This is a genomic window from Roseococcus microcysteis (genome assembly GCF_014764365.1).
In the GTDB taxonomy this organism is placed as follows: Bacteria; Pseudomonadota; Alphaproteobacteria; order Acetobacterales; family Acetobacteraceae; genus Roseococcus; species Roseococcus microcysteis.
In genome coordinates, this window is record NZ_CP061718.1 from 1,993,653 (window position 1) to 2,014,134 (window position 20,482).

19 protein-coding genes, 1 tRNA gene and 1 pseudogene are annotated in these 20,482 nt (G+C 69.6%); 10 read left to right on the forward strand and 11 right to left on the reverse strand.

Annotation, left to right across the window (positions count from 1 at the left end; genetic code table 11):
• Position 1 precedes the first annotated feature (1 nt).
• Entirely contained in the window at positions 2 to 790 is a 789-nt protein-coding gene (locus ICW72_RS09650; protein WP_191085989.1) for an EcsC family protein, read from the reverse strand.
• Between the two features lie 48 nt (positions 791 to 838).
• Between ICW72_RS09650 and ICW72_RS09655 the strand changes: the two genes are divergently transcribed.
• Positions 839 to 1,435: a tetratricopeptide repeat protein gene (locus tag ICW72_RS09655; RefSeq protein WP_191085990.1), complete on the forward strand. Its 597-nt coding sequence runs from the start codon at positions 839 to 841 to the stop codon at positions 1,433 to 1,435.
• Between the two features lie 53 nt (positions 1,436 to 1,488).
• Positions 1,489 to 3,165, forward strand: a complete 1,677-nt coding sequence (locus ICW72_RS09660) for a cation:proton antiporter (protein ID WP_223880943.1) — start codon at positions 1,489 to 1,491, stop codon at positions 3,163 to 3,165.
• A gap of 1 nt (position 3,166) precedes the next feature.
• Here ICW72_RS09660 and ICW72_RS09665 read toward each other — a convergent pair whose 3' ends face one another.
• The 10 genes from ICW72_RS09665 to rplU form a co-directional block, all read right to left on the reverse strand.
• Positions 3,167 to 4,264: an endo-1,4-beta-xylanase gene (locus ICW72_RS09665; protein ID WP_223880944.1), complete on the reverse strand. Its 1,098-nt coding sequence runs from the start codon at positions 4,262 to 4,264 to the stop codon at positions 3,167 to 3,169.
• Positions 4,265 to 4,266: 2 nt separating this feature from the next.
• Positions 4,267 to 5,133, reverse strand: coding sequence for a ferritin-like domain-containing protein (locus tag ICW72_RS09670; RefSeq protein ID WP_191085991.1), 867 nt, complete (start codon positions 5,131 to 5,133; stop codon positions 4,267 to 4,269).
• Positions 5,134 to 5,237: 104 nt separating this feature from the next.
• Positions 5,238 to 5,651, reverse strand: coding sequence for a F0F1 ATP synthase subunit epsilon (locus tag ICW72_RS09675; RefSeq protein ID WP_184386247.1), 414 nt, complete (start codon positions 5,649 to 5,651; stop codon positions 5,238 to 5,240).
• A gap of 166 nt (positions 5,652 to 5,817) precedes the next feature.
• Entirely contained in the window at positions 5,818 to 7,257 is a 1,440-nt protein-coding gene (atpD, locus tag ICW72_RS09680; RefSeq protein WP_456300187.1) for a F0F1 ATP synthase subunit beta, read from the reverse strand.
• 10 nt (positions 7,258 to 7,267) lie between these two features.
• Positions 7,268 to 8,146 (reverse strand): F0F1 ATP synthase subunit gamma, encoded by an 879-nt coding sequence (locus tag ICW72_RS09685; protein ID WP_191085993.1) that lies wholly within the window; start codon positions 8,144 to 8,146, stop codon positions 7,268 to 7,270.
• Between the two features lie 20 nt (positions 8,147 to 8,166).
• On the reverse strand, positions 8,167 to 9,699 hold the full coding sequence (gene atpA, locus ICW72_RS09690; RefSeq protein ID WP_191085994.1) for a F0F1 ATP synthase subunit alpha: 1,533 nt from the start codon (positions 9,697 to 9,699) through the stop codon (positions 8,167 to 8,169).
• Position 9,700: 1 nt separating this feature from the next.
• Positions 9,701 to 10,291, reverse strand: a complete 591-nt coding sequence (atpH, locus tag ICW72_RS09695; RefSeq protein WP_191085995.1) for an ATP synthase F1 subunit delta — start codon at positions 10,289 to 10,291, stop codon at positions 9,701 to 9,703.
• Positions 10,292 to 10,396: 105 nt separating this feature from the next.
• Positions 10,397 to 11,392 (reverse strand): GTPase ObgE, encoded by a 996-nt coding sequence (gene obgE / locus ICW72_RS09700; RefSeq protein WP_191085996.1) that lies wholly within the window; start codon positions 11,390 to 11,392, stop codon positions 10,397 to 10,399.
• Between the two features lie 169 nt (positions 11,393 to 11,561).
• Positions 11,562 to 11,831, reverse strand: coding sequence for a 50S ribosomal protein L27 (gene rpmA, locus ICW72_RS09705; RefSeq protein ID WP_184386253.1), 270 nt, complete (start codon positions 11,829 to 11,831; stop codon positions 11,562 to 11,564).
• Between the two features lie 16 nt (positions 11,832 to 11,847).
• Complete coding sequence (gene rplU / locus ICW72_RS09710; RefSeq protein WP_184386254.1) at positions 11,848 to 12,168, reverse strand: 50S ribosomal protein L21; 321 nt, start codon at positions 12,166 to 12,168, stop codon at positions 11,848 to 11,850.
• 208 nt (positions 12,169 to 12,376) lie between these two features.
• On the opposite strand from rplU, the gene ICW72_RS09715 reads away from it, so the two are divergent.
• From ICW72_RS09715 to ICW72_RS09750, 8 genes and pseudogenes are all read left to right on the forward strand, one after another.
• A tRNA-Ser gene (locus ICW72_RS09715) sits at positions 12,377 to 12,466 on the forward strand.
• A 542-nt stretch (positions 12,467 to 13,008) separates the two neighbouring features.
• A pseudogene (gene phnD / locus ICW72_RS09720) lies at positions 13,009 to 13,943 on the forward strand (phosphate/phosphite/phosphonate ABC transporter substrate-binding protein).
• The gene (phnC, locus tag ICW72_RS09725) at positions 13,940 to 14,695 is read left to right on the forward strand and encodes a phosphonate ABC transporter ATP-binding protein (RefSeq protein ID WP_191085997.1); all 756 of its coding nucleotides are present in this window, start codon (positions 13,940 to 13,942) and stop codon (positions 14,693 to 14,695) included. Before phnD ends, phnC begins: the two are co-directional and overlap by 4 nt.
• Complete coding sequence (phnE, locus tag ICW72_RS09730; protein ID WP_223880945.1) at positions 14,692 to 15,465, forward strand: phosphonate ABC transporter, permease protein PhnE; 774 nt, start codon at positions 14,692 to 14,694, stop codon at positions 15,463 to 15,465. The genes phnC and phnE (ICW72_RS09730) overlap by 4 nt, the downstream gene beginning before the upstream one ends.
• Positions 15,462 to 16,262 carry a phosphonate ABC transporter, permease protein PhnE gene (gene phnE / locus ICW72_RS09735; RefSeq protein ID WP_191085998.1) on the forward strand — a complete coding sequence of 267 codons (801 nt, stop codon included), beginning with the start codon at positions 15,462 to 15,464 and terminating at the stop codon, positions 16,260 to 16,262. Before phnE (ICW72_RS09730) ends, phnE (ICW72_RS09735) begins: the two co-directional genes overlap by 4 nt.
• A gap of 85 nt (positions 16,263 to 16,347) precedes the next feature.
• The gene (locus ICW72_RS09740; RefSeq protein WP_191085999.1) at positions 16,348 to 17,694 is read left to right on the forward strand and encodes an ABC transporter substrate-binding protein; all 1,347 of its coding nucleotides are present in this window, start codon (positions 16,348 to 16,350) and stop codon (positions 17,692 to 17,694) included.
• Between the two features lie 5 nt (positions 17,695 to 17,699).
• A complete protein-coding gene (locus ICW72_RS09745; protein WP_191086000.1) occupies positions 17,700 to 19,436 on the forward strand; it encodes an ABC transporter permease in 1,737 nt (578 codons plus the stop codon).
• On the forward strand, positions 19,433 to 20,473 hold the full coding sequence (locus ICW72_RS09750; protein ID WP_191086001.1) for an ABC transporter ATP-binding protein: 1,041 nt from the start codon (positions 19,433 to 19,435) through the stop codon (positions 20,471 to 20,473). The genes ICW72_RS09745 and ICW72_RS09750 overlap by 4 nt, the downstream gene beginning before the upstream one ends.
• Positions 20,474 to 20,482: the final 9 nt, after the last annotated feature.

Here is a 20,482-nt window from a genome sequence, read left to right on the forward strand (position 1 = left end):
GTCAGCCGCGCGCGCGAAAGCGCGCGTCATGCCCCAGCGCGCGGCGGCGGGCGTCCACCACCTCGGCGAAGCGCTGGCGCACCGCCTGCCGGCCCAGCCGCTGTTCCAGCGGCTTCAGCGAGAACACCACGCGCGCCATGCGCTGGTAGAATTCCATGTAGACGAGGTTCAGCCCGGCCCCCACCGCCGCCCCCACCAATGGCACGGCCTGGGCGCCCAGCTTCGTCATCAGCGCGGGCGCGTAGCGCAGCACCACATTGGCCATGAGCTGCGCCATCTCCTGCCCGGCCAGCCTTGTGGCCCAGAAGGCGATGTCGGCGTCGTCATCCTCCTCCAGCGGGCCGCCGAAGGCGAAGACCTCGACGCAGGCAGTCCGCACATCCGGGTCGCGCAGGTCGAGGCCCTGCCCGCGTGCGATATCGGCCACCGAGCGCATGATGAGGCCCGTGGTCACCGGCAGCTCCGCCAGGGTGGTGGCGAAGCCGCCCATGCCGCCCATCGCGCCCGAAAGCGCGCCGCCCAGCTTGTAGGCCGCGCTGCGCTCGGGCCGCGCGCCGGGGTCGAGGCCCAGGATGGCGGTGCGGAAGGCCAGCTCCAGCCCGTCACGCGCGCGTTCGGCCACCATCTTCTGCACCTCGGGCGGCAGGCGGTTCAGGCCCATCTGGACGAAGCGGCCCGCCTGTTCCAGCGCCGACATCAGCCGGCCGCGCGCGGCCAGGTAGTCGCTGGCGGCCTGCGCCAGCACGGCCTCGCTGTCGGGCTGGGTCAGGGTGGTCAGTTCTCCGCTCATCGGCCTGTTCCTTCTTGCGCGGGGGTGGGTGCCCGGGGACAATCACCCATGCGCCCTGCCCTGCCCGCACTTGCCGCGCTCCTCATGGGCTTCGCGGCACCCGCTACAGCGCAATTGGGGGGTCCGGCGTTGCCGGTCCAGTCCCCCGCCGCGCCGGAGCTGATGCAGCGCGAGCTGGACCGCGCCTTCGACGCCCTGCGCACCGCCCCCGACGAGGCCGGCGGCCGCATGGCGGAGGCGGCGGTGCGGCAGCTCTGGTCCCGCCAGGCCACGCCCGCCGTGGCGCTGCTGCTGAACCGCGGCATCCGCACCCTGCGCGGCGGCCAGGCCGGGGATGCGCTGGAGGATTTCGACGCCGCCATCCTGCTGGAGCCGCGCCTGGCCGATGCCTGGCATTGGCGCGCCCAGGCCCATGCGGCGGTGGGCGACCGGCAGGGTGCGGCGGCGGATCTGCGCGAGGCCCTCCGGCTGGAGCCGCGGCATTTCCCGGCCCTGGTCACCTTGTCGCAGCTCCAGGAAGAGGCGCGCGACGCATCCGGCGCCCTGCGCAGCTTCCGCGCCGCGCTGGAAATCCACCCCCGCCTGCCCGGCGGCGCGGCCCGGCTGCGCGAGCTGGTGCGGGCCGCCGAAGGCGAGGCGATGTAGCCCCCTCACGCCCCGCATGCGAAACTGACGCGAGGGTTGAGGGAAAAGCACAAGTGGGTTTGCAGGACATCCTGGCGGCCTCCGTCTTCTATGAGGTGGCGGCCCTTCTGGTGCTGGGCGCGGCGGTGGGCATGGTGGCGCTGCTGCTGCGCCAGCCGCTGATTGTCGGGCTGATCGCGGCGGGCATCCTGGCGGGGCCCTCGGCGCTGGGCATCGCGCAATCCGATGCATTCATCGCGCTGCTGTCGGAACTCGGCATCGCGGTGCTGCTGTTCCTGGTGGGTCTGAAGCTGGACCTCGGCCTCGTGCGGAGCCTGGGCGCGGTGGCGCTGGCCACGGGTCTCGGCCAGGTGACCTTCACGGCCGTGATCGGCTTCCTGCTGGGCCTGGCCCTGGGGCTGGACGCGCTGACCAGCCTTTATGTGGCGGTGGCGCTGACCTTCAGCTCCACCATCATCATCGTGAAGCTGCTGTCCGACAAGCGCGAGATAGACAGCCTGCACGGGCGCATCGCGCTGGGTTTCCTCATCGTGCAGGACATCTTCGTGGTGCTCTGCATGGTGGTGGTCTCGGCGCTGGCGGCGGGCCAGGGGCAAGCCTCGGCTGCGGCGGGGCTGCTGCGGGTGCTGCTGGGCGGCGTGGTCATGCTGGTGGTGGTGGGCGTGGTGATCCGTTACCTCGCGCAGCCGGTCACCTCGCGGCTGGCCCGGGCGCCGGAATTGCTGGCGGGCTTCGCCATCGGCTGGGCGGCGCTGCTGGCCGCGATCGGGGATTATGTCGGGCTGGGCAAGGAGCTGGGCGGGCTGCTGGCGGGCGTGGCGCTGGCCTCCACCCCCTTCCGCGAGGCCATCGCCGCGCGGCTGTCCAGCCTGCGGGACTTTCTTCTGTTGTTCTTCTTCATCGCGCTGGGGTCGCGCCTGGATTTGGGCGGGTTGGGCGAGCAGGCCTTCGCGGCCATGGTGCTGTCGGTCTTCGTGCTGGTGGGCAACCCGCTCATCGTGGTCGCGATCATGGGCTTCATGGGTTATCGCCGCCGCACCGGGCTGCTGGCGGGGCTGACGGTGGCGCAGATCAGCGAATTCTCCCTGATCTTCATGGCGATGGGCGTGGCGCTGGGGCATGTGGCCGAGGCCTCGCTCGGCCTCGTCACGCTGGTGGGCATGGTGACCATCGCGGCCTCCACCTACATGATCACGCATTCGCACCGGCTGGCGGCCTGGCTCGACACGCCGCTCAAGCTGTTCGAGCGGCGCGAGCCCTGGCGCGAGGCCCAGGCCAGCGGCGACACCGGCCCCGACCCCGAGGGCGCCGATGTGGTGGTCTTCGGCCTGGGCCGCTTTGGCGACGCCATTTCCCGCCGCCTGCGCGACCGGGGGCTGCGCGTGCTGGGGGTGGATTTCGACCCGGAGGTGGTGCGCCGCTGGCACAAGGCCGGCCTGCCCGCCATCTATGGCGATGCGAGCGACCCGGAACTCATCGCCTCGCTGCCGCTGGAGGGGGTGCGCTGGGTGGTCTCGGCCGCGCCTTCGGTGCGCGGCGGGCTGACCCAGGAGGACCACCGCCTCGCTTTGCTGGACGGGCTGAAGGCGGTGCATTTCACCGGCCGCGCCGCCGTCACGGCCCATGCCGCGAGCGAGGCCGAGGGGCTGCGCGCCCGTGGCGCCGACCTGGTGCTGCTGCCCTTCCATGACGCGGCCGCGCGGGCCGCGGAGCTGGTGGCGGAGGGGTGAATCAGCCGCCGAACACCCTTCTGAGCGCGGCATGGAAGGGCTTGGGCCGCAGCGCCTCGTCAAAGGGCAGGCCGCGGGTGCGCTGGCCATCGGCGCGGGCCACGCCGGGCTCCTCCGCCAGCCAGGTGTTCCGGTCGGTCAGGCCCCAGGTCAGCACGGTGCGGACCCCGCCCTCCACGGCGGCGGAAAGGAAGCGGGTGACGTAGTCCGCCACCGCCGCATCCCGCTCGGGGATGGTGGGGGCGAGCTGGTCCGGCTCCCGCACATCCAGCTCGGTGATGAGCACGGCGAGGCCCAGGCCGCGCAGCGCCTGGACGAAAGCCAGGAAGGGCTCGGCCCGGAAGGGGTCGCGCATTTGCAGATGCGCCTGGATGCCCACCGCGTCCAGCGGCACCTGCCGCTCCACCAGCCGGCGGACGACGCGCAGCAGGCGCTGGCGCTTGGCCTCGGCCCAGGGCGTGTCGGCCTCCACGCCGTAATCATTCAGCGTGAGGCGCAGCGTGGGGTCGAGCCCCCGCGCGAGGCGCAGCGCGCGCTCGATATAGGAGGGGCCCAGCGCCTGGAGCCAGGGCGTGGGTCGCAGATCGTCCTGGGTGGGGCTCGGGTTGTCGCTGCCGGGCGGGTTGGCGATGATCTCGTTCAGCACGTCCCAGTCGCGGATGTAGGAATGGGTCTCGCGCAGGACGGCGGTGAAATGCGCCTCCATCACGGCGGTGGCGCGCGCCTCGCCCTGGGCCAGGGCCGGTTCGAGCCAGGCGGGGTTCGCGACATGCCACAGCAGCGCATGGCCGCGCAGCCGCTGCTGATGGGTGCGCGCGAAGAGGGCGATGCTGCGCAGCGGGCCGAATTCGAAGCGCCCCGGCTCAGGCTGCAGCGCGTCCCACTTCGCTTCCCATTCCGGCACCAGCAGCTCCGCCTCGCGCGCCACCAGGGCGGCATAGGCGGGGTCCGATTGCAGCAGGTCATGGCGGATGGCGGTGCCGAAGGTGATGCCCCGCGCGCGGGTGACGGCGCGCAGACCTTCGGCCTGGGCGACGCTGCCGCGCGGCAGGAAGGGGGTGGCCGCGGCGGCCAGCGCCAGGCGACGCGGCAGGCGCACCCTCAGGCGGCCTGCTGGGCGGGAAGGGCGTTGCCATTGGCCGCCGCCTCCCGCGCCATGGCCTGGCGGTAGCGGTCCCGCCGCCAGCAGAGCAGCTTCCAGGCGGCGCGCGCGGCAAGGCCCGAGACGCGGCCGCGTGGCTCCAGCCCGATGGATTTGAAGATCATGCCCATGCCGCGCTCGATATGGCGGAAGCGATAGAACCCCATGGCGCGGCCCATATAGCCGGTGATGCAGCGGTTGTGCTCATAAGCCACGCCCGGCGCGTCATTGCTGCAATGGAAGGCGAAGGCGAGTTCGTCATCCTCCGTCTCGCCCACGCGGCCGAGGGCCACGCGCAGCCGCTTCGGGAAGGAGAGGTTCTCGCGCGCCAGGTAGCGCTTCATGTGGTCGTAGAAGAGCTTGAAGTGCCGGTATTCATCGGCCGCGATGAGGCGGCAGATCTCCTTCAGCACGGGTTCGTCCGAGGCCTCGCCCAGCGCGGTGTAGTAGCTGCTGGTCCCCGTCTCGACCATGCAGCGCGCGATCAACTCGCCCGTGCGGGAGCCGCGGATGGAGGCATCGGCCTTGACATCAATCGTGTAGCCGGCGCGGTAGCGCGCGAAGGCGGCCGGGTAGTCGAAGGAGGGATCGGCCAGGCTGGCCCAGCGGCCCAGCGCGTCGCCATGCTGCACCTCCTCCACGGCCCAGTTGTCGGCGGCGTATTGGAAGTCCGGGTCGTCGCGGAAGACGCTCTTCAGGTAGAGGGCGTAGTCATCGCCATTGCGCTCGACCATGGCGGCGGCCTTGACCAGGGGGATCACCTCCGGGTCCACCTTCGACGGGTCGAAGCGGTCCCAGGCGACCTGATCCAGTGTCCAGTGCTTCATGCCTGCGCGACCCCTGCGCCGGCGTCCCGGCCTGCGTTTCCCATGGCGATGGGGCGAACCTGCCCCGCCTTGTCCTCAGGAGATGCGCCGGGAACCGCGCCTTTTCAAGCCGCTTGCGCGGCGTCCTTCATGGCGCGCATGGCCAGGAGGTGGTTCATCGCGGCCTCGCGCTTCTCAGGCGTGTCATTGGCGGCGGCGGCCTGATAGTCGCGCTCGGCGGTCTCGATCAGGCGCTCGGCCTCGGCGCGGGAGAGGTTGGCCACCGGCACGGCCGTGTCGGCCAGGACGGTGACGCGGGTGGGGCCCACCTCGGCGAAGCCGCCGCGCACGAACATGCGCTCCGTCTCCTGGCCGTTCTCGCGCACGGAGATCACGCCGCCGCGCAGGGTCACGATCATGGGAACGTGCCCGGGCAGCACGCCCATGTCGCCCTCGGCGGCGGGAATGATCACCATCTCGACGGGCCGGGAGAGCAGCAGCTTCTCCGGCGAGACGAGTTCCAGTTCGAACGTGGCCATGTGCCCACCCATTCCATCAAGCGCCACCCGAAGAGAGGGGTGCCGTCCTCCGAGTATCCGGCCGCAACGCGGCCGGCGCCGCCCACCTGCCCTGCCCACCCGCGCATCCGTGGCGCGGCGCAAGCCAAGGCGGCGGATGCCGCCGCCCGGCGTTTGAGGGCTTAGATCAAGCCGCCTGCTTCAGCTTCTCGGCCTTCGCCACGGCCTCTTCCACCGTGCCGACCATGTAGAAGGCGGCTTCCGGCAGGTGGTCGTACTCGCCCTTGCAGATGGCGGCGAAGCTGCGGATCGTGTCCTCCAGCTTCACGAAGACGCCCGGCGAGCCGGTGAAGACCTCGGCCACATGGAAGGGCTGGCTGAGGAAGCGCTGGATCTTGCGCGCGCGCGCCACGATCAGCTTATCCTCTTCCGACAGCTCGTCCATGCCGAGAATGGCGATGATGTCCTGCAGCGACTTGTAGGTCTGCAGGATCTTCTGGACCTCACGCGCCGTCTCGTAATGCTCGGGGCCGACCACGCGGGGGTCCATGGCGCGCGACGTGGAGTCGAGCGGGTCCACGGCCGGGAAGATGCCCAGCTCCGCGATGGAGCGGTTCAGCACCGTCGTCGCGTCCAGGTGCGCGAAGGAGGTCGCGGGCGCGGGGTCGGTCAAGTCGTCGGCGGGCACGTAGATGGCCTGCACCGAGGTGATCGAACCCTTCTTGGTGGAGGTGATGCGCTCCTGCAGGGCGCCCATGTCGGTGGCCAGCGTCGGCTGGTAGCCCACCGCGGAGGGGATGCGGCCCAGCAGCGCCGACACTTCCGCGCCGGCCTGGGTGAAGCGGAAGATGTTGTCCACGAAGAACAGCACGTCCTGGCCCTGCTCGTCGCGGAAGTATTCCGCGATGGACAGGCCCGACAGCGCCACGCGGGCGCGGGCACCCGGCGGCTCGTTCATCTGGCCATAGACCAGCGCCACCTTGGAGCCGTCGGTCGAGCCGTCATCGTTCAGCTTGATGACGCCCGCATCCACCATCTCGTGGTAGAGGTCATTGCCCTCGCGCGTGCGCTCACCCACGCCGGCGAAGACGGACACGCCGCCATGCGCCTTCGCGATGTTGTTGATGAGCTCCTGGATGGTGACCGTCTTGCCCACGCCGGCGCCGCCGAAGAGGCCGATCTTGCCGCCCTTCAGGTAGGGGGCCAGCAGGTCGATCACCTTGATGCCCGTGACGAGGATTTCGGCGGAGGTCGCCTGGTCCTCGAAGGAGGGGGCCTCGCGGTGGATGGTGTAGGTCTTCTCGGCCTTCACCGGGCCGCGCTCGTCAATCGGCTCGCCGATCACGTTCAGGATGCGGCCCAGCGTGCCATTGCCCACCGGCACGGAGATGCCCGCGCCCGTGTCCACCACCTCGGAGCCGCGGACGAGGCCGTCCGTGGTGTCCATGGCGATGCAGCGCACCGTGCGCTCGCCCAGGTGCTGCGCGACCTCGAGCACCAGCGTGCTCTCGCCGATCTGCACCTTCAGCGCGTTCATGATCTCGGGCAGCTCGGAGGGGAACTGCACGTCCACCACGGCGCCGAGCACCTGGGTCACCTGACCGACATTGTTCTTCATGGCCTGCATATCCCTCGGGTCAGAGCGCCTCAGCGCCGGAGATGATCTCGATCAGCTCGCGGGTGATGTTCGCCTGGCGTGTGCGGTTGTAATTGAGAGTGAGCTTGTTGATCATGTCGCCCGCGTTGCGCGTGGCGTTGTCCATGGCCGTCATGCGGCTGCCCTGCTCGCCCGCGGCGCTGTCGAGCAGCGCGCGATAGACCTGGATGGCCAGGTTCTGCGGCAGGATCTGCGCGAGGATCTCTTCCTCCGACGGCTCATATTCATAGATCGGCGCGGGGCCCTCGGCCGGCGCCACCTCGGGCAGCGGCGCGGGGATCAGGCGCTGCTCGACGGGCGTCTGGCTGATCACGTTGCGGAAACGGTTGTAGACCAGCGCGCAGACGTCGAACTCGCCCGCCTCGAACATGGCGGAGAGGCGCGTGGTGATGTCCTGCGCCTCCTCGAAGCCGATGCGCTTCTTGCCGGCGAAGGTGATCTCGCCCACGAAGCGGCTGGCGAATTCACGCTTCAGATAGGCCGCGCCCTTGCGGCCCACCGACAGGATCTTGACCGTCTTGCCCTCGGCCTCCAGCGCCCGGATGCGGGTGCGCGCGAAGCGGCCCACATTGGTGTTGAAGGGGCCGGCCAGGCCGCGATCGGCCGTGACCACCACCAGCAGGTGAACCTGGTCCGCCCCGGTGCCCACCAGAAGGCGCGGCGCGTCCGGGTTGCCGACCACAGAGGCGCCGAGCGAGGCCAGCATGCGCTGCATCCGCTCGGCATAGGGGCGGGCGGCCTCCGCCTGGGCCTGCGCGCGGCGCAGCTTGGCGGCAGCCACCATCTTCATCGCCTGCGTGATCTTCCGCGTGGATTTCACGCTGTTGATCCGCGTACGCAGTGCCTTCAGGCTGGCCATGGGCGTCTATTCCAGCCGGATCAGGTGAAGGACTTGGCGAAGTCGTCCAGGAAGGCGACCAGCTTGGCCTCGACATCCTTCTTGATCTCGCGGTCCGTGCGGATCGAGGCCAGGATGTCCGGAGCGCTGGACTTCAGCCCGGAGAGCAGCCGCGCCTCGAACTCACCCACCTTGGAAATGGGCAGCTTGTCGAGGTAGCCGCGCGTGCCGGCGAAGATCGCGACCACCTGCTCCTCGACCGGGACGGGCTTGAACTGGGGCTGCTTCAGCAGCTCCGTCAGGCGCGAACCGCGGGCGAGCAGCGACTGGGTGGTGGCGTCCAGGTCGGAGGCGAACTGCGCGAAGGCCGCCATTTCACGATACTGGGCCAGCTCCAGCTTGATCTTGCCGGCCACCTGCTTCATCGCCTTGATCTGCGCGGCGGAACCGACGCGCGAGACCGAGATGCCGACGTTCACCGCGGGGCGGATGCCCTTGTAGAACAGCTCGGTCTCCAGGAAGATCTGGCCGTCGGTGATGGAGATCACGTTGGTGGGAATGTAGGCGCCCACGTCGCCGGCCTGCGTCTCGATGACCGGCAGCGCGGTCAGCGAACCCGCGCCGAACTCGTCGTTCATCTTGGCCGCGCGCTCGAGCAGGCGGCTGTGCAGGTAGAACACGTCGCCCGGATAGGCCTCGCGGCCCGGCGGACGGCGCAGCAGCAGCGACATCTGGCGGTAGGAGACGGCCTGCTTGGACAGGTCGTCATAGAAGATGACCGCGTGCATGGCGTTGTCGCGGAAGAACTCGCCCATGGCGCAGCCCGTGTAGGGCGCCAGGAACTGCATGGGCGCCGGGTCCGAGGCGGTGGCGGCCACGATGATGGAGTATTCGAGCGCGCCGCTCTCCTCCAGCTGCTTCACCAGCTGGGCCACGGTTGAGCGCTTTTGGCCGATGGCGACATAGATGCAGTAGAGCTTCTGCTTCTCGTCGCCCGTGGCGTTGACGCCCTTCTGGTTGATGATCGTGTCCACGATCACGGCCGTCTTGCCGGTCTGGCGGTCACCGATGATCAGCTCACGCTGGCCGCGACCGATGGGGATCAGCGCGTCAATCGCCTTGATGCCGGTCTGCATGGGCTCATGCACCGACTTGCGCGGCATGATGCCGGGCGCCTTCAGCTCGGCGCGGCGGCGGACCACATCCGTCAGCGGGCCCTTGCCGTCGATCGGGTTGCCCAGGCCGTCCACGACGCGGCCCAGCAGGCCCTTGCCCACGGGCACGTCCACGATGGCGCCGGTACGGCTGACCGTGTCGCCTTCCTTCACGCCCTTGTCGTCGCCGAACAGCACGACGCCGACATTGTCGGTCTCGAGGTTCAGCGCCATGCCCTTGATGCCGGCGGAGGGGAAGTCCACCAGCTCACCGGCCATCACGTTCTGCAGACCATAGACGCGGGCGATGCCGTCGCCCACCGTCAGCACGGTGCCCACCTCGGCCACATTGGCCTCGGCGTCGAAGCTCGCGATCTGCTGCTTCAGGATCTCCGAAATCTCAGCCGGACGGATTTCCATCTCAGGCGGCCCCCTTCATGGCGAACTGCAGGCGCTGCAGCTTGGACTTGAGCGAATTGTCGTAGAGACGCGAGCCGATCCGGATGATCAGCCCGCCGAGAACCGAGGAATCCACCTTTTCCGCCAGCTTCACGCCGGAGAAGCCGGCCTCCGTCAGGCGGGCCGTCACGGCGGCGCGCTGCGTGTCGGTCAGCGGGAAGGCGGTGGTGACGTGCGCGACCTGCTGGCCGCGCCGCTCCGCGAGCTTGGCGCCGAAGGCGGCCGCGATCTCGGGCAGATGCGACAGGCGGCGATTCGCGATCAGCACGCCCACGAAGTTGGTGATTTCCTTGCCAGCCCCGGCCTTGGCCAGCAGGGCGAAGATCGCGCGCTGCTGGTCCGCGGCGGAAAGCCGGGGGTCCTGCACGAAGGCCCGGAAGGCTGCGTCCTCGTGGTAGAGCTTGAACAGCCCCTCGAGGTCATTGGCGATACGGTCCAGCGCGCCGGCATCGGCCTGGCGCGCGTCATCCGCGAGGCCCAGGAGGGCCAGCGCGTAACGCGCGGCAACGCCGCCATTGGCTGGCGCGTCGGTGGAAATGGTCTCGGCGCCCACTTTGCGGTCCCGGTCCTGTTCCTGAAAGCCGGAGGGGCCATCCCCCGTCGGCGGGCGGGCCTTAACATAGGGATTGCTGCACGGCAACCAAGCGAGGCCGCCTCTTCACCCCTTCGCGCGGATCATGTCCATCAGACGGCGCAGGATTTCGGGCACGCCCTCCCCCGTCGCGCCCGAGGCGAGCATCACCGGCGCGCCCACGGCGCGTTCCAGCGCCTTCATCCGCGAGGTGCGGGCCTGGGGCGTCATGGCGTCCAGCTTGTTCAGCACCACGATCTCGGGCCGGTCCTCCAGCCCCGCGCCATATTCCGCCAGCTCATGCCGGATGAGGCGATAGGCGCCGGCGGGGTCGGCCTGGCTGCCGTCAATGAGGTGCAGCAGCACCTTGCAGCGCTCCACATGGCCCAGGAAACGGGTGCCGAGGCCAGCCCCCTCCGAGGCGCCCTCGATCAGCCCCGGGATGTCGGCCAGCACGAATTCCTCGGTGGCGTTGAGCCGCACCACGCCCAGCTGCGGGTGCAGGGTGGTGAAGGGGTAGTCCGCGATCTTGGGCTTGGCCGCCGTCACGGCCGCCAGGAAGGTGGATTTGCCGGCATTGGGCAGGCCCACCAGCCCGGCATCCGCGATCAGCTTCAGGCGCAGCCAGACCCAGCGTTCCTCCCCCGGCCAGCCCTTGTCGGCGCGGCGGGGGGCGCGGTTGGTGCTGGTCTTGTAATGGGCGTTGCCGCGGCCGCCATCGCCGCCCTGGCAGAGCAGGACGCGCTTTCCGGCCTCATCCAGGTCCGCGATCAGCGTCTCGCGGTCCTCGTCCAGGATCTGGGTGCCGACGGGAACCTTCAGGACCACGTCATCGGACGCCGCCCCGGTGCGGTCGCTGCCCGCGCCGTTGCCGCCCTTGCGGGCCTTGAAGTGCTGGGCGTAGCGGTAGTCAATGAGGGTGTTCAGCCCCTCCACCGCCTCGGCATAGACGCTGCCGCCGCGGCCGCCATTGCCGCCATCGGGCCCACCGAATTCGATGTACTTCTCGCGCCGGAACGCGATGACGCCGTCACCGCCATCGCCCGACTTCAGATAGACCTTGGCTTCGTCGAGGAATTTCATCTTTTTTGCCGCCGCGCGGGTAGCCGCCACGCCAACCCTACCCGCGCGGCGGCAAGGGGGGGCAGGCCCCCCCTACACCCCCCGGAATTGGGGCGGGGGTGGCGGGGCCGGAAACGAAAACGGGGGCCGCGAAGGGCCCCCGCCTGATCTTATACCAGGTTCGGCGCGGTCACTCCGCGGCGAGCTTGGGCGCCTCGATCGAGACATGCACGCGGCCTTCGGCCTTGCGCTCGAACTTCACATGGCCCTCGATCAGGGCAAAGAGCGTGTGGTCGCGGCCGACGCCGACATTGCGACCCGCCTTCATCTTGGTGCCGCGCTGCTTCACCAGGATGTTGCCGGCCAGCACGTGCTCGCCACCGAACTTCTTCACGCCAAGCCGCTGCCCGGGAGAGTCGCGGCCGTTGCGCGAGGAGCCGCCTGCCTTTTTATGTGCCATCTGTGGTGTCTCCTGTTCAGGCGGCCGCGCCGATGCTGGCCACGCGCAGCACGGTCATGTGCTGGCGGTGGCCGCGCTTGCGGCGGCTGTTCTTGCGGCGGCGCTTCTTGAGGATCAGCACCTTGTCGCCGCGGGTCTGCTCGAGCACGGTGGCCGTCACGGCCGCACCGGGCACAGTGGGCGCGCCGATCTGCAGCCCGCCCTCGCCACCCATGGCCAGCACCTCATGGAAGGTGATGGTGGCGCCGGGCTCGGCCTCCAGCTTTTCGACGGTGAGCACCGCATTGGGCGTCACCCGGTATTGCTTTCCGCCGGTGCGGATCACTGCAAAGGTCATCACACGCGCCTCTCGGGCCGCCGCGTGGCGTAAACGGGCCCGCATCACTTGAAAATGGGTCGGCAGCTCATGGGCGAACCCCATGAACCACCACGGGCGACACGCCAGCGCCGCCCGGGAGTGGGAGCGTTTAGGGTCCGCGACCCGGTGAGTCAAGCGGCGGGGCGGTTGCGCTGGGCCGCGGGGCCGACTATGAACGCGCCCGTTCGGACAGGTGGCGGAGTGGTCGATCGCGTCGGTCTCGAAAACCGAAGTAGGTGCAAGCCTACCGTGGGTTCGAATCCCACCCTGTCCGCCAGACTCCTTATCAGTTCCCGCCAATCCCTCCCCGACTGACGCTCAGAGGCAGGAACAAGCGCCACACCCTCCCGTTCCTGTCTGGATTTCATCTCGCCCGGCATGCCTGTCCATGGCTCTCGCGCGCGTTCTCATCATGGCGCCCTTCCGCCAAAAGGCTTCCCTGCCCGCGGGGCAGGATCATGCCCCGCACCCGGGACCAGCGCCGCGATGCCTTGGCGGTTGAAGGCCCGGCCACCGCTTCACGGCAGACACCCACCCAGCCAACCTTCGCGAAGTGAAGCCCCGGCCAGGCCGCCAAGGCAGGACCACGCATTGTCCAGAGCAATGCCGACGCCACCATTGCCTGGGCTCTATCTGCCCCCAAGAAACATGTTTAGATTTGTGACATAAATGTTTCAGTGGGGAGAACGTCATGAAAATCATCCTCTTTGGTGCGGCATTGCTGGCTGGGGGTGCGCTGCTGCCATCCCCGGCGTTGCCCAACCGGCCTGTGAGCACCGCGGGGCCCTGGACGACGGCTATTGTGACGCGAACCGCGACATGGTCGCCGACGCGCCGACCGATCCCGCGCGGTTGCGCAATCCCTCCACCCTCGTCTTCGCCTATACCCCGGTGGAGGACCCCGCGCTCTATGCCAGCCAGTTCCGCCCGCTGCTGGAACACCTGACGCAATGCACCGGCCGCCGCACGGTCTATTTCCAGGTGACGTCGAACGCCGCGCAGGTGGAGGCCATGCGCTCGGGCCGTTTGCACATCGCGGGCTTCTCTACCGGCCCCACCGCCTTCGCGGTGAACCTGGCGGGCGCCGTGCCCTTCGCGCTCAAGGGCAATGCGGAGGGTTTCGAGGCCTATCGCGTGGTGGTGCTGACGCGGGCGGATTCCAACATCCGCACCATGGCCGATCTGCGCGGGAGGCGGGTGGCGCACACCTCGGCCACATCCAATTCGGGCAACCTCGCCCCCGCGCCTTCTTCCCCGGCCTGGGCGTGACGCCGGACACCGACTACCGCGTGGTCTATTCAGGCGGGCATGACCGCAGCGTGATGGGCGTGAACTCGGGCGATTTCGACGCGGCGCCGGTGGCGTCGGACGTGTTCAACCGCATGGTCGCGCGCGGCCAGGTGCGGGCGGAGAATTTCCGCACCGTCTGGCAGTCGGACCCCTTCCCCACCAGCAGCTTCGCCCTGGCGCATGACCTCCAGCCCGAGCTGGCGCAGCGCATCCGGCAATGCTTCCTGGACTATCGCTTCCCGCCGGCGCTGGTGCGCGACCTGGGCGGCAATGACCGCTTCTGGCCCGCCACCTACCTGGAGCACTGGGCGCCCGTGCGCGCGGTGGCCGATGCGGTGAACGCGCCCTACACCCGCGCCGCCTTCGACGCCGAAAGCCGGCGCGAACTGGAGGCCGAGGCCCGCCGCCGCGCCGCCCGCGAACAGCAGCAGGCCCCGGCCGCGACGCCGCCCCGCACCCAATGAGCGGCGGCCTCTCCATCCGGGGGCTCAGCAAGGCCTATGTCCCGGGCAAGCCGGTGCTGCGCGACATCAACCTGGACTTCGACGGCCAGGGGGTGACGGCCATCATCGGGCCCTCGGGCACGGGCAAGTCCACGCTCATCCGCTGCATCAACCGCCTGGTGGAGCCGACGAGCGGCAAGGTCCTGCTGGATGGGCAGGACCTGGTGCCGCTGCGCGGGCGCGCGCTGCGCCTCGCGCGGCGGCGGATCGGCATGGTGTTCCAGGAATACAACCTCGTGGAACGCCTGTCGGTCATGGAGAACCTTCTGTCTGGGCGGCTCGGCTATGTCCCGCTTTGGCGAGCCTGGCTGCGGCGCTACCCGCAGGAGGACATTGACCGCGCCTTCGCCCTGCTGGACGCGGTGGGCCTGCCCGAGCATGCCACGCGCCGGGCCGACACACTCTCGGGCGGGCAGCGCCAGCGCGTGGGCATCGCGCGCGCGCTGATGCAGCGCCCCGCCCTGCTGCTGGCCGATGAGCCCACCTCCTCGCTCGATCCGCGCACCGCGGTCGAGGTGATGGAGCTGCTGACGCACCTGGCCGGCGAGCAGGACGTGCCCGTCATCGTGAACATCCACAATGTGGAGCTGGCGAAGCGCTATTGCGGCCGCATCATCGGCATGCACCAGGGCAGTATCGTCTTCGACGGCCCGCCGGAGAAGCTGATGCCCGAGCACCTGACGCTGATCTATGGCGGCGAGGACTGGATGTGACCCGGCGCCAGGCCTTCGCAACCAACTGGCAGGGGCGCGCGGCGCTGATCGCGCTGGCGCTGTACTGCGTCTATGCCGCGGCGCAGCTCGACATCTCCTGGGCCCGCATCGCCGTCGGCCTGGGTGAGGGCGCGCGCTTCCTCGGCCGCATGTGGCCGCCCAATTTCGAGCGCTGGGACACGCTGGTTGAGGGGCTGGTGGAAAGCCTGCAGATCGCGGTGCTGGCCTCCGCACTCGGCATCCTCATCTCCCTGCCGCTCTCTTTGCTGGCGGCGCGCAACCTCTCGCCCTGGTGGATCAGCGGGCCGGCGCGCGCCTTCATCGCGCTGTGCCGGTCGCTGCACTACGTCATCGTGGCCATCCTCTTCGTGAAAGCGGTGGGCTTCGGCGCGTTGGCGGGAGTGGCGGCACTCACGGTCGCCTCCATGGGCTTCATCGCGAAGCTGTTTGCGGAGGCCATCGAGGAGATCAGCATGAAGCAGGTGGAGGCGGTGCGCGCGACCGGCGCGGGGCGGCTTGCCGTGCTGCTCTACGGCGTGCTGCCGCAGGTGGCCTCCCGCTTCGTGGGCTTCTGCATCTACCAGCTCGATTCCAACCTGCGGAACTCCACCCTGGTGGGCATCGTGGGCGCGGGCGGCATTGGCGGCACGCTCTTCGCGGCCTTCAAGCGCTTCGACTATGACTTCGTGGCGGCCATCCTGCTCTCCATCATCGCGATGATCTTCCTCGCGGAGGTGATTTCCGGGCGCGTCCGCAAGGCCCTGCAATGAGCGCGGCCCTCGAACGCGAATGGTCGCGCTTCACGCCCGCGCAGCGCATCGGGCGCTGGTTCCTCTGGCTCGGCCTCGTCGCCGCCTGCGTCTGGGCGTTGCGGACCATCGAAATCATTCCCGAATTCCTGGCCGATGCGCCGGAGCAGATGGCGGACCTGCTGGTGCGGATGTGGCCGCCCGACCTCAGCCACTACCAGGGCGGCGTGCATGACGCGCTGATCGAGACGCTGCACATCGCGACCCTCGGCACGGTGCTGAGCTTCACCATGGCCGTGCCGCTGGCCCTTCTGGCCGCGCGCAATGTCTGCCGCGTGCCGCCGCTGAATGCCCTGGCCAATCTCTGCCTCGTCGCCTCGCGCAGCGTGAATTCGCTGGTCTGGGCGCTGCTCTTCGTCGCGGTGTTCGGGCCGGGCGCGCTGGCGGGCGTGCTGGCCATCGCCTTCCGCTCGGTCGGCTTCGTGGGCAAGCTGCTGGCGGAAGCGATCGAGGAGACGCCGCGCGGCCCGATGGAGGCGATGGATGCGGTCGGCGCCCCCTGGGGACACCGCATGCTGAAGGGGCTCTGGCCCCAGGTGCAGCCGGCCTTCTGGGGCGTGGCGCTGTTCCGCTGGGACATCAATGTGCGCGAGTCGGCGGTGCTCGGGCTGGTGGGCGCGGGCGGCATCGGCGTCGCGCTGGATGACGCCATCAACTTCTTCCACTGGGATCGTGTGGCGACGATCCTGCTGGCCATCCTCGTCGTGGTGCTGGTGGCGGAAGTGATCGTGACCAGACTGCGAAAGCGCCTCATCTGACTTGCATCGCAAGTTTTCATGTGACAGTTTGATGACAGCAACGGGGAGGTTGGGCATCGCATCCAACCCCAGGGGAGACGCCACCATGCACATCGCCGCCACATCCCGCCGTGGCCTCCTGGCCGGGGGCGCGGCCCTTGGCCTTGCGCCCCAGGCGGCGCGCGCACAGGCCGCGCTGGAGCCACGCGTCGTCATCGTCACCAGCTTCTCGCGCGACGTGACCACCCCCTTCGTGCAGGCCTTCGAACGCGCCCATCCCGGCACGCGGGTGGAAGTGCAGAACCGCAACACCACCGCCGCCGTCGCCTTCATCCGCGAGACGCGCTCTTCGCCGCCCGACCTCATGTGGGCCAGCGCGCCCGATGCCTTCGAGGTGCTGAAGGCCGGCAACCTGCTGGCGCGGCCGCAGATTGATACCAGCGGCATTCCCGAACGCATCGGCGGCCAGCCCACCCATGACGCGGATGGGCGGTATTTCGGCTTCGCCGTCTCGGGCTACGGCATCATGTACAACACGCGCTACATCCGCGCGAACCGCCTGCCCGCGCCGCGCGAATGGGCGGATTTGAAGAACCCCGTCTACCAGAACCACATCGGTATCTCCGCGCCGAGCCGCTCGGGCACCACGCACCTCACCATCGAGACCATCCTGCAGGGCGAGGGCTGGGCGCCGGGCTGGGCGCTGCTGCTCGAGATCGCGGGGAATTACGCCCAGGTCTCCGACCGTTCCTTTGGTGTGCCCGATGCGGTGAACAGCGGGCAGTACGGCATCGGCATCGTGATCGACTTCTTCGGGCTTTCGGCCAAGGCCTCGGGCTTCCCGGTGGAGTTCGTCTATCCCACCGTGACCACGCTGGTCCCGGCCAATATCGGCGTGATCGAGGGCGCGTCGAACCCCAATGCCGCGCGGGCCTTCGTGCAGTTCCTGCTCTCGCCTGAGGGCCAGGCGGTGCTGCTGAACCCGCGGGTGATGCGCCTGCCCGTGCGGCCGGAGACCTACGCGAACGCACCGGCGGATTTCCCCAACCCCTTCACCAACCCGAACCTGGGCGCGCGGGTGCGCTTCGACAGCAACGTCTCGGAAGCGCGGTATGAGCTGCTGAACAGCCTCTTCGACCGCCTCATCACCTTCCGCCTGCGCGAGCTGACCGATGCCTGGAAGGCCGTCCACGCGGCCGAGGCGGCACTCGCCCGGCGCGAGAATGCCGAGGGCCGCCGCCTGGTGGCCGAGGCCCGCGCCAAGCTGACCGCGGTGCCGGTGACGGAGCAACAGGCCTCCGACCCCGCCATCGCCGGCGCCTTCCGCGCGACGCGCCCCGACCGCCCCGCCGCCGGCCGCCAGGCCGAGTATGAGGAGCAGTGGGACCGCTACGCCGTCGCCACCTATGGCGAGGCGCGGCAGCTCGCCGAACGCGCCCAGCGCGCGCGCTGACGCAGGTGTCGGCCACCGCCCAGCCCGCGCGTCCCCTCTTCGCCCGCCTGCGCACGGAGGCCTCGCCCATTCAGGTCGTGGCCGCGCTGCTGGTCGCGGCCTTCCTGCTGGCCTTCCTGATCGTGCCGGTCGGGCGCGTCTTCGTGGTGGCCTTCCAGGCCGGGGATGGCGGCTTCACCCTGGTGCATTTCGCGGATTTCTTCCGCACCAGCCTGTTCATCGAGAGCTTCTGGAACAGCCTCTACGTCGCGTCCATGAGCGTGGTCTTCGCCTCGCTCATCGCCGTGCCGCTGGCCGTCATCCTCGCGCGCTACCGCTTTCCGGGCACGGCGCTGATCACGACGCTGGGCGTGCTGCCGCTGGTGATGCCGCCCTTCGTAGGCGCGGTCGCCATGCAGTTGGTCTTCGGCCGCAACGGCACGGTGAACCTGCTGCTGATGGACTGGTTCGGCTTCCGCCTCGACCTCATGGAGGGGCTGAACGGCGTCATCTTCGTCCAATCCCTGCACTACTTCCCCTTCATCCTGATGAACCTCACCGCCTCGCTGTCCAACGTGGACATCTCGATGGAGGAGGCGGGGCAGAATCTGGGGGCGAAGAACTTCACCCTGCTGCGGCGCATCGTGCTGCCGCTGGCGCTGCCGGGCTATCTCGCGGGCGCGAGCCTCGTCTTCGTGAAGGTCTTCGACGACCTCGCCACGCCGCTGCTGCTGAACGTGACGAACATGCTGGCGCCGCAGGCCTATCTGCGCGTGACCTCGGTCGGCCTGGGCGACCCCATGGGCTATGTCATCAGCGTGATCCTGGTGGTGGTGTCGGTGGCCGCGATGGGACTTGCCGCGCTGCTGCTGCGCGGGCGGGACTATGCCACACAGCAGCGCGGCGGCGGCGGGCTGGGCCGGCGGGAACTCACGCGGCGCGGCCTGATCCTGTGCTGGTGCTTCGTGGTGCCGGTGCTGTTCCTGGTGCTGGCGCCGCATTTCGGCATCCTGCTGCTCAGCCTCGCCACCATCTGGTCCTTCAGCCCGCTGCCCGATGCCTTCACGCTGGAGCACTACGGCACGGTGCTGCGCGAGACGCCGCAATTCATCACCAATACGCTGCTCTATTGCGGGCTGGCGGGGCTGATCGACGTCGTCATCGGCGTCACCATCGCGTGGCTGGTGCTGCGGACGAAGCTGCCCGGGCGCAAGCTGCTCGACATGGCGGCGATGTCGGCGCTGGCGGTGCCGGGCCTCGTGCTCGGCATCGGCATCCTGCGGACCTATTTCGACGTGAAGCTGTGGGATGGCGCCTCGCTCGCCACCTCCTGGATCATGCTGACCATCGTGCTGGCGGTGCGGCGGCTGCCCTATGCGCTGCGCGCCTCCACCGCCGCCTTGCAGCAGGTCCATCGCAGCCTGGAGGAAGCGGCGGAGAACATGGGCGCGGGCAAGGTGACGACGTTGCGTCGCATCGTGGTGCCGCTGATGGCGGGTGGGCTGGCCGCCGCCTTCGTCACCAGCTTCGCCACCGCCGCGGTGGAATTGTCCGCCACGCTGGTGCTCGCCACGCGCGACGTGGACGCACCGCTGTCCTACGGCATCTACATCTACATGCAGAGCGCGGCGGGCCGTGGGCCCGGGGCCGCGCTCGGCGTCATCGCGGTGCTGGTGGTGGCCATCTGCACCTTCGCCGCGCACCGCTTCGCCGAACGCGAACGCAGCCGCCGCACCCGCAGCAGTGACCCGAGGGCCGAATGAGCGAAGCCGGTGTCGATGTCCAGTCCGTCAGCTTCGGCTACGGCGCAACCCGCGTGCTGGAGGATGTCTCCCTCACCGTGCGAAAGGGCGAGTTCTTCGCCTTCCTCGGCCCCTCGGGCAGCGGCAAGACCACGTTGCTGCGCCTCATCGCGGGCTTCGGCCAGCCCGAGCGCGGCCGCATCATGATCGGCGGGCGCGACGCCACGCGCCTCGCCCCCTGGGACCGCAATGTGGGCCTCGTCTTCCAGAGCTACGCGCTCTGGCCGCACATGACGGTGGGCGAGAACGTGGCCTTCGGCCTGGAACAGCGCCGGGTGGGCCGCGCCGAGCGCGACCGCCGCGTGCGGGCCGCGCTGGACCTGGTGGGCCTCGCGCACCTGATCGACCGCCGCCCCGCGCAACTCTCCGGCGGGCAGCAGCAGCGCGTCGCCATCGCCCGCACCCTGGCCATCGAGCCCGAGGTGCTGCTGCTGGACGAACCCCTTTCCAACCTCGATGCCGGGCTGCGCGCGGGCGTGCGGGCGGAGCTGGTGGAGCTGCAACGCCGTCTCGGCCTCACCACCATCCTGGTCACGCATGACCAGGAGGAGGCCAATGCGGCCGCCGACCGTATGGCGGTGCTGAATGAGGGGCGCGTGCTGCAGGTGGGCGCGCCCACGGAACTCTATGACCACCCGGCGAACCGCTTCGTGGCGGGCTTCCTCGGCACCGCCAACATGCTGGAGGGCGAACTGGCGGCGGATGGCTTCCATGCGGGCGGCCTGGTGCTGCCCGTGGCCGAGGCGGCCCCGCCCGGCCGCGCCACCCTGGCACTTCGCCCCCAGGCCATCACGCTGCTGCGCGAGGGCGGCGCCCTCCAGGCGCGTGTGCTGCGCGCGGAATTCCTGGGCGGCCATGTCCGCTACACGCTGGAGGCGGGCGAGGGGCTGCGCCTGGTGGCGGAGGAGCCGCATCTGCGCGGCCTCGCCCCGCTCGCCGCCGGCTCCGCCATCGGCATGGCGCTCGACCCCGCCCAGGCCACGCTGCTTCGCCAGTAAGGAACGCCA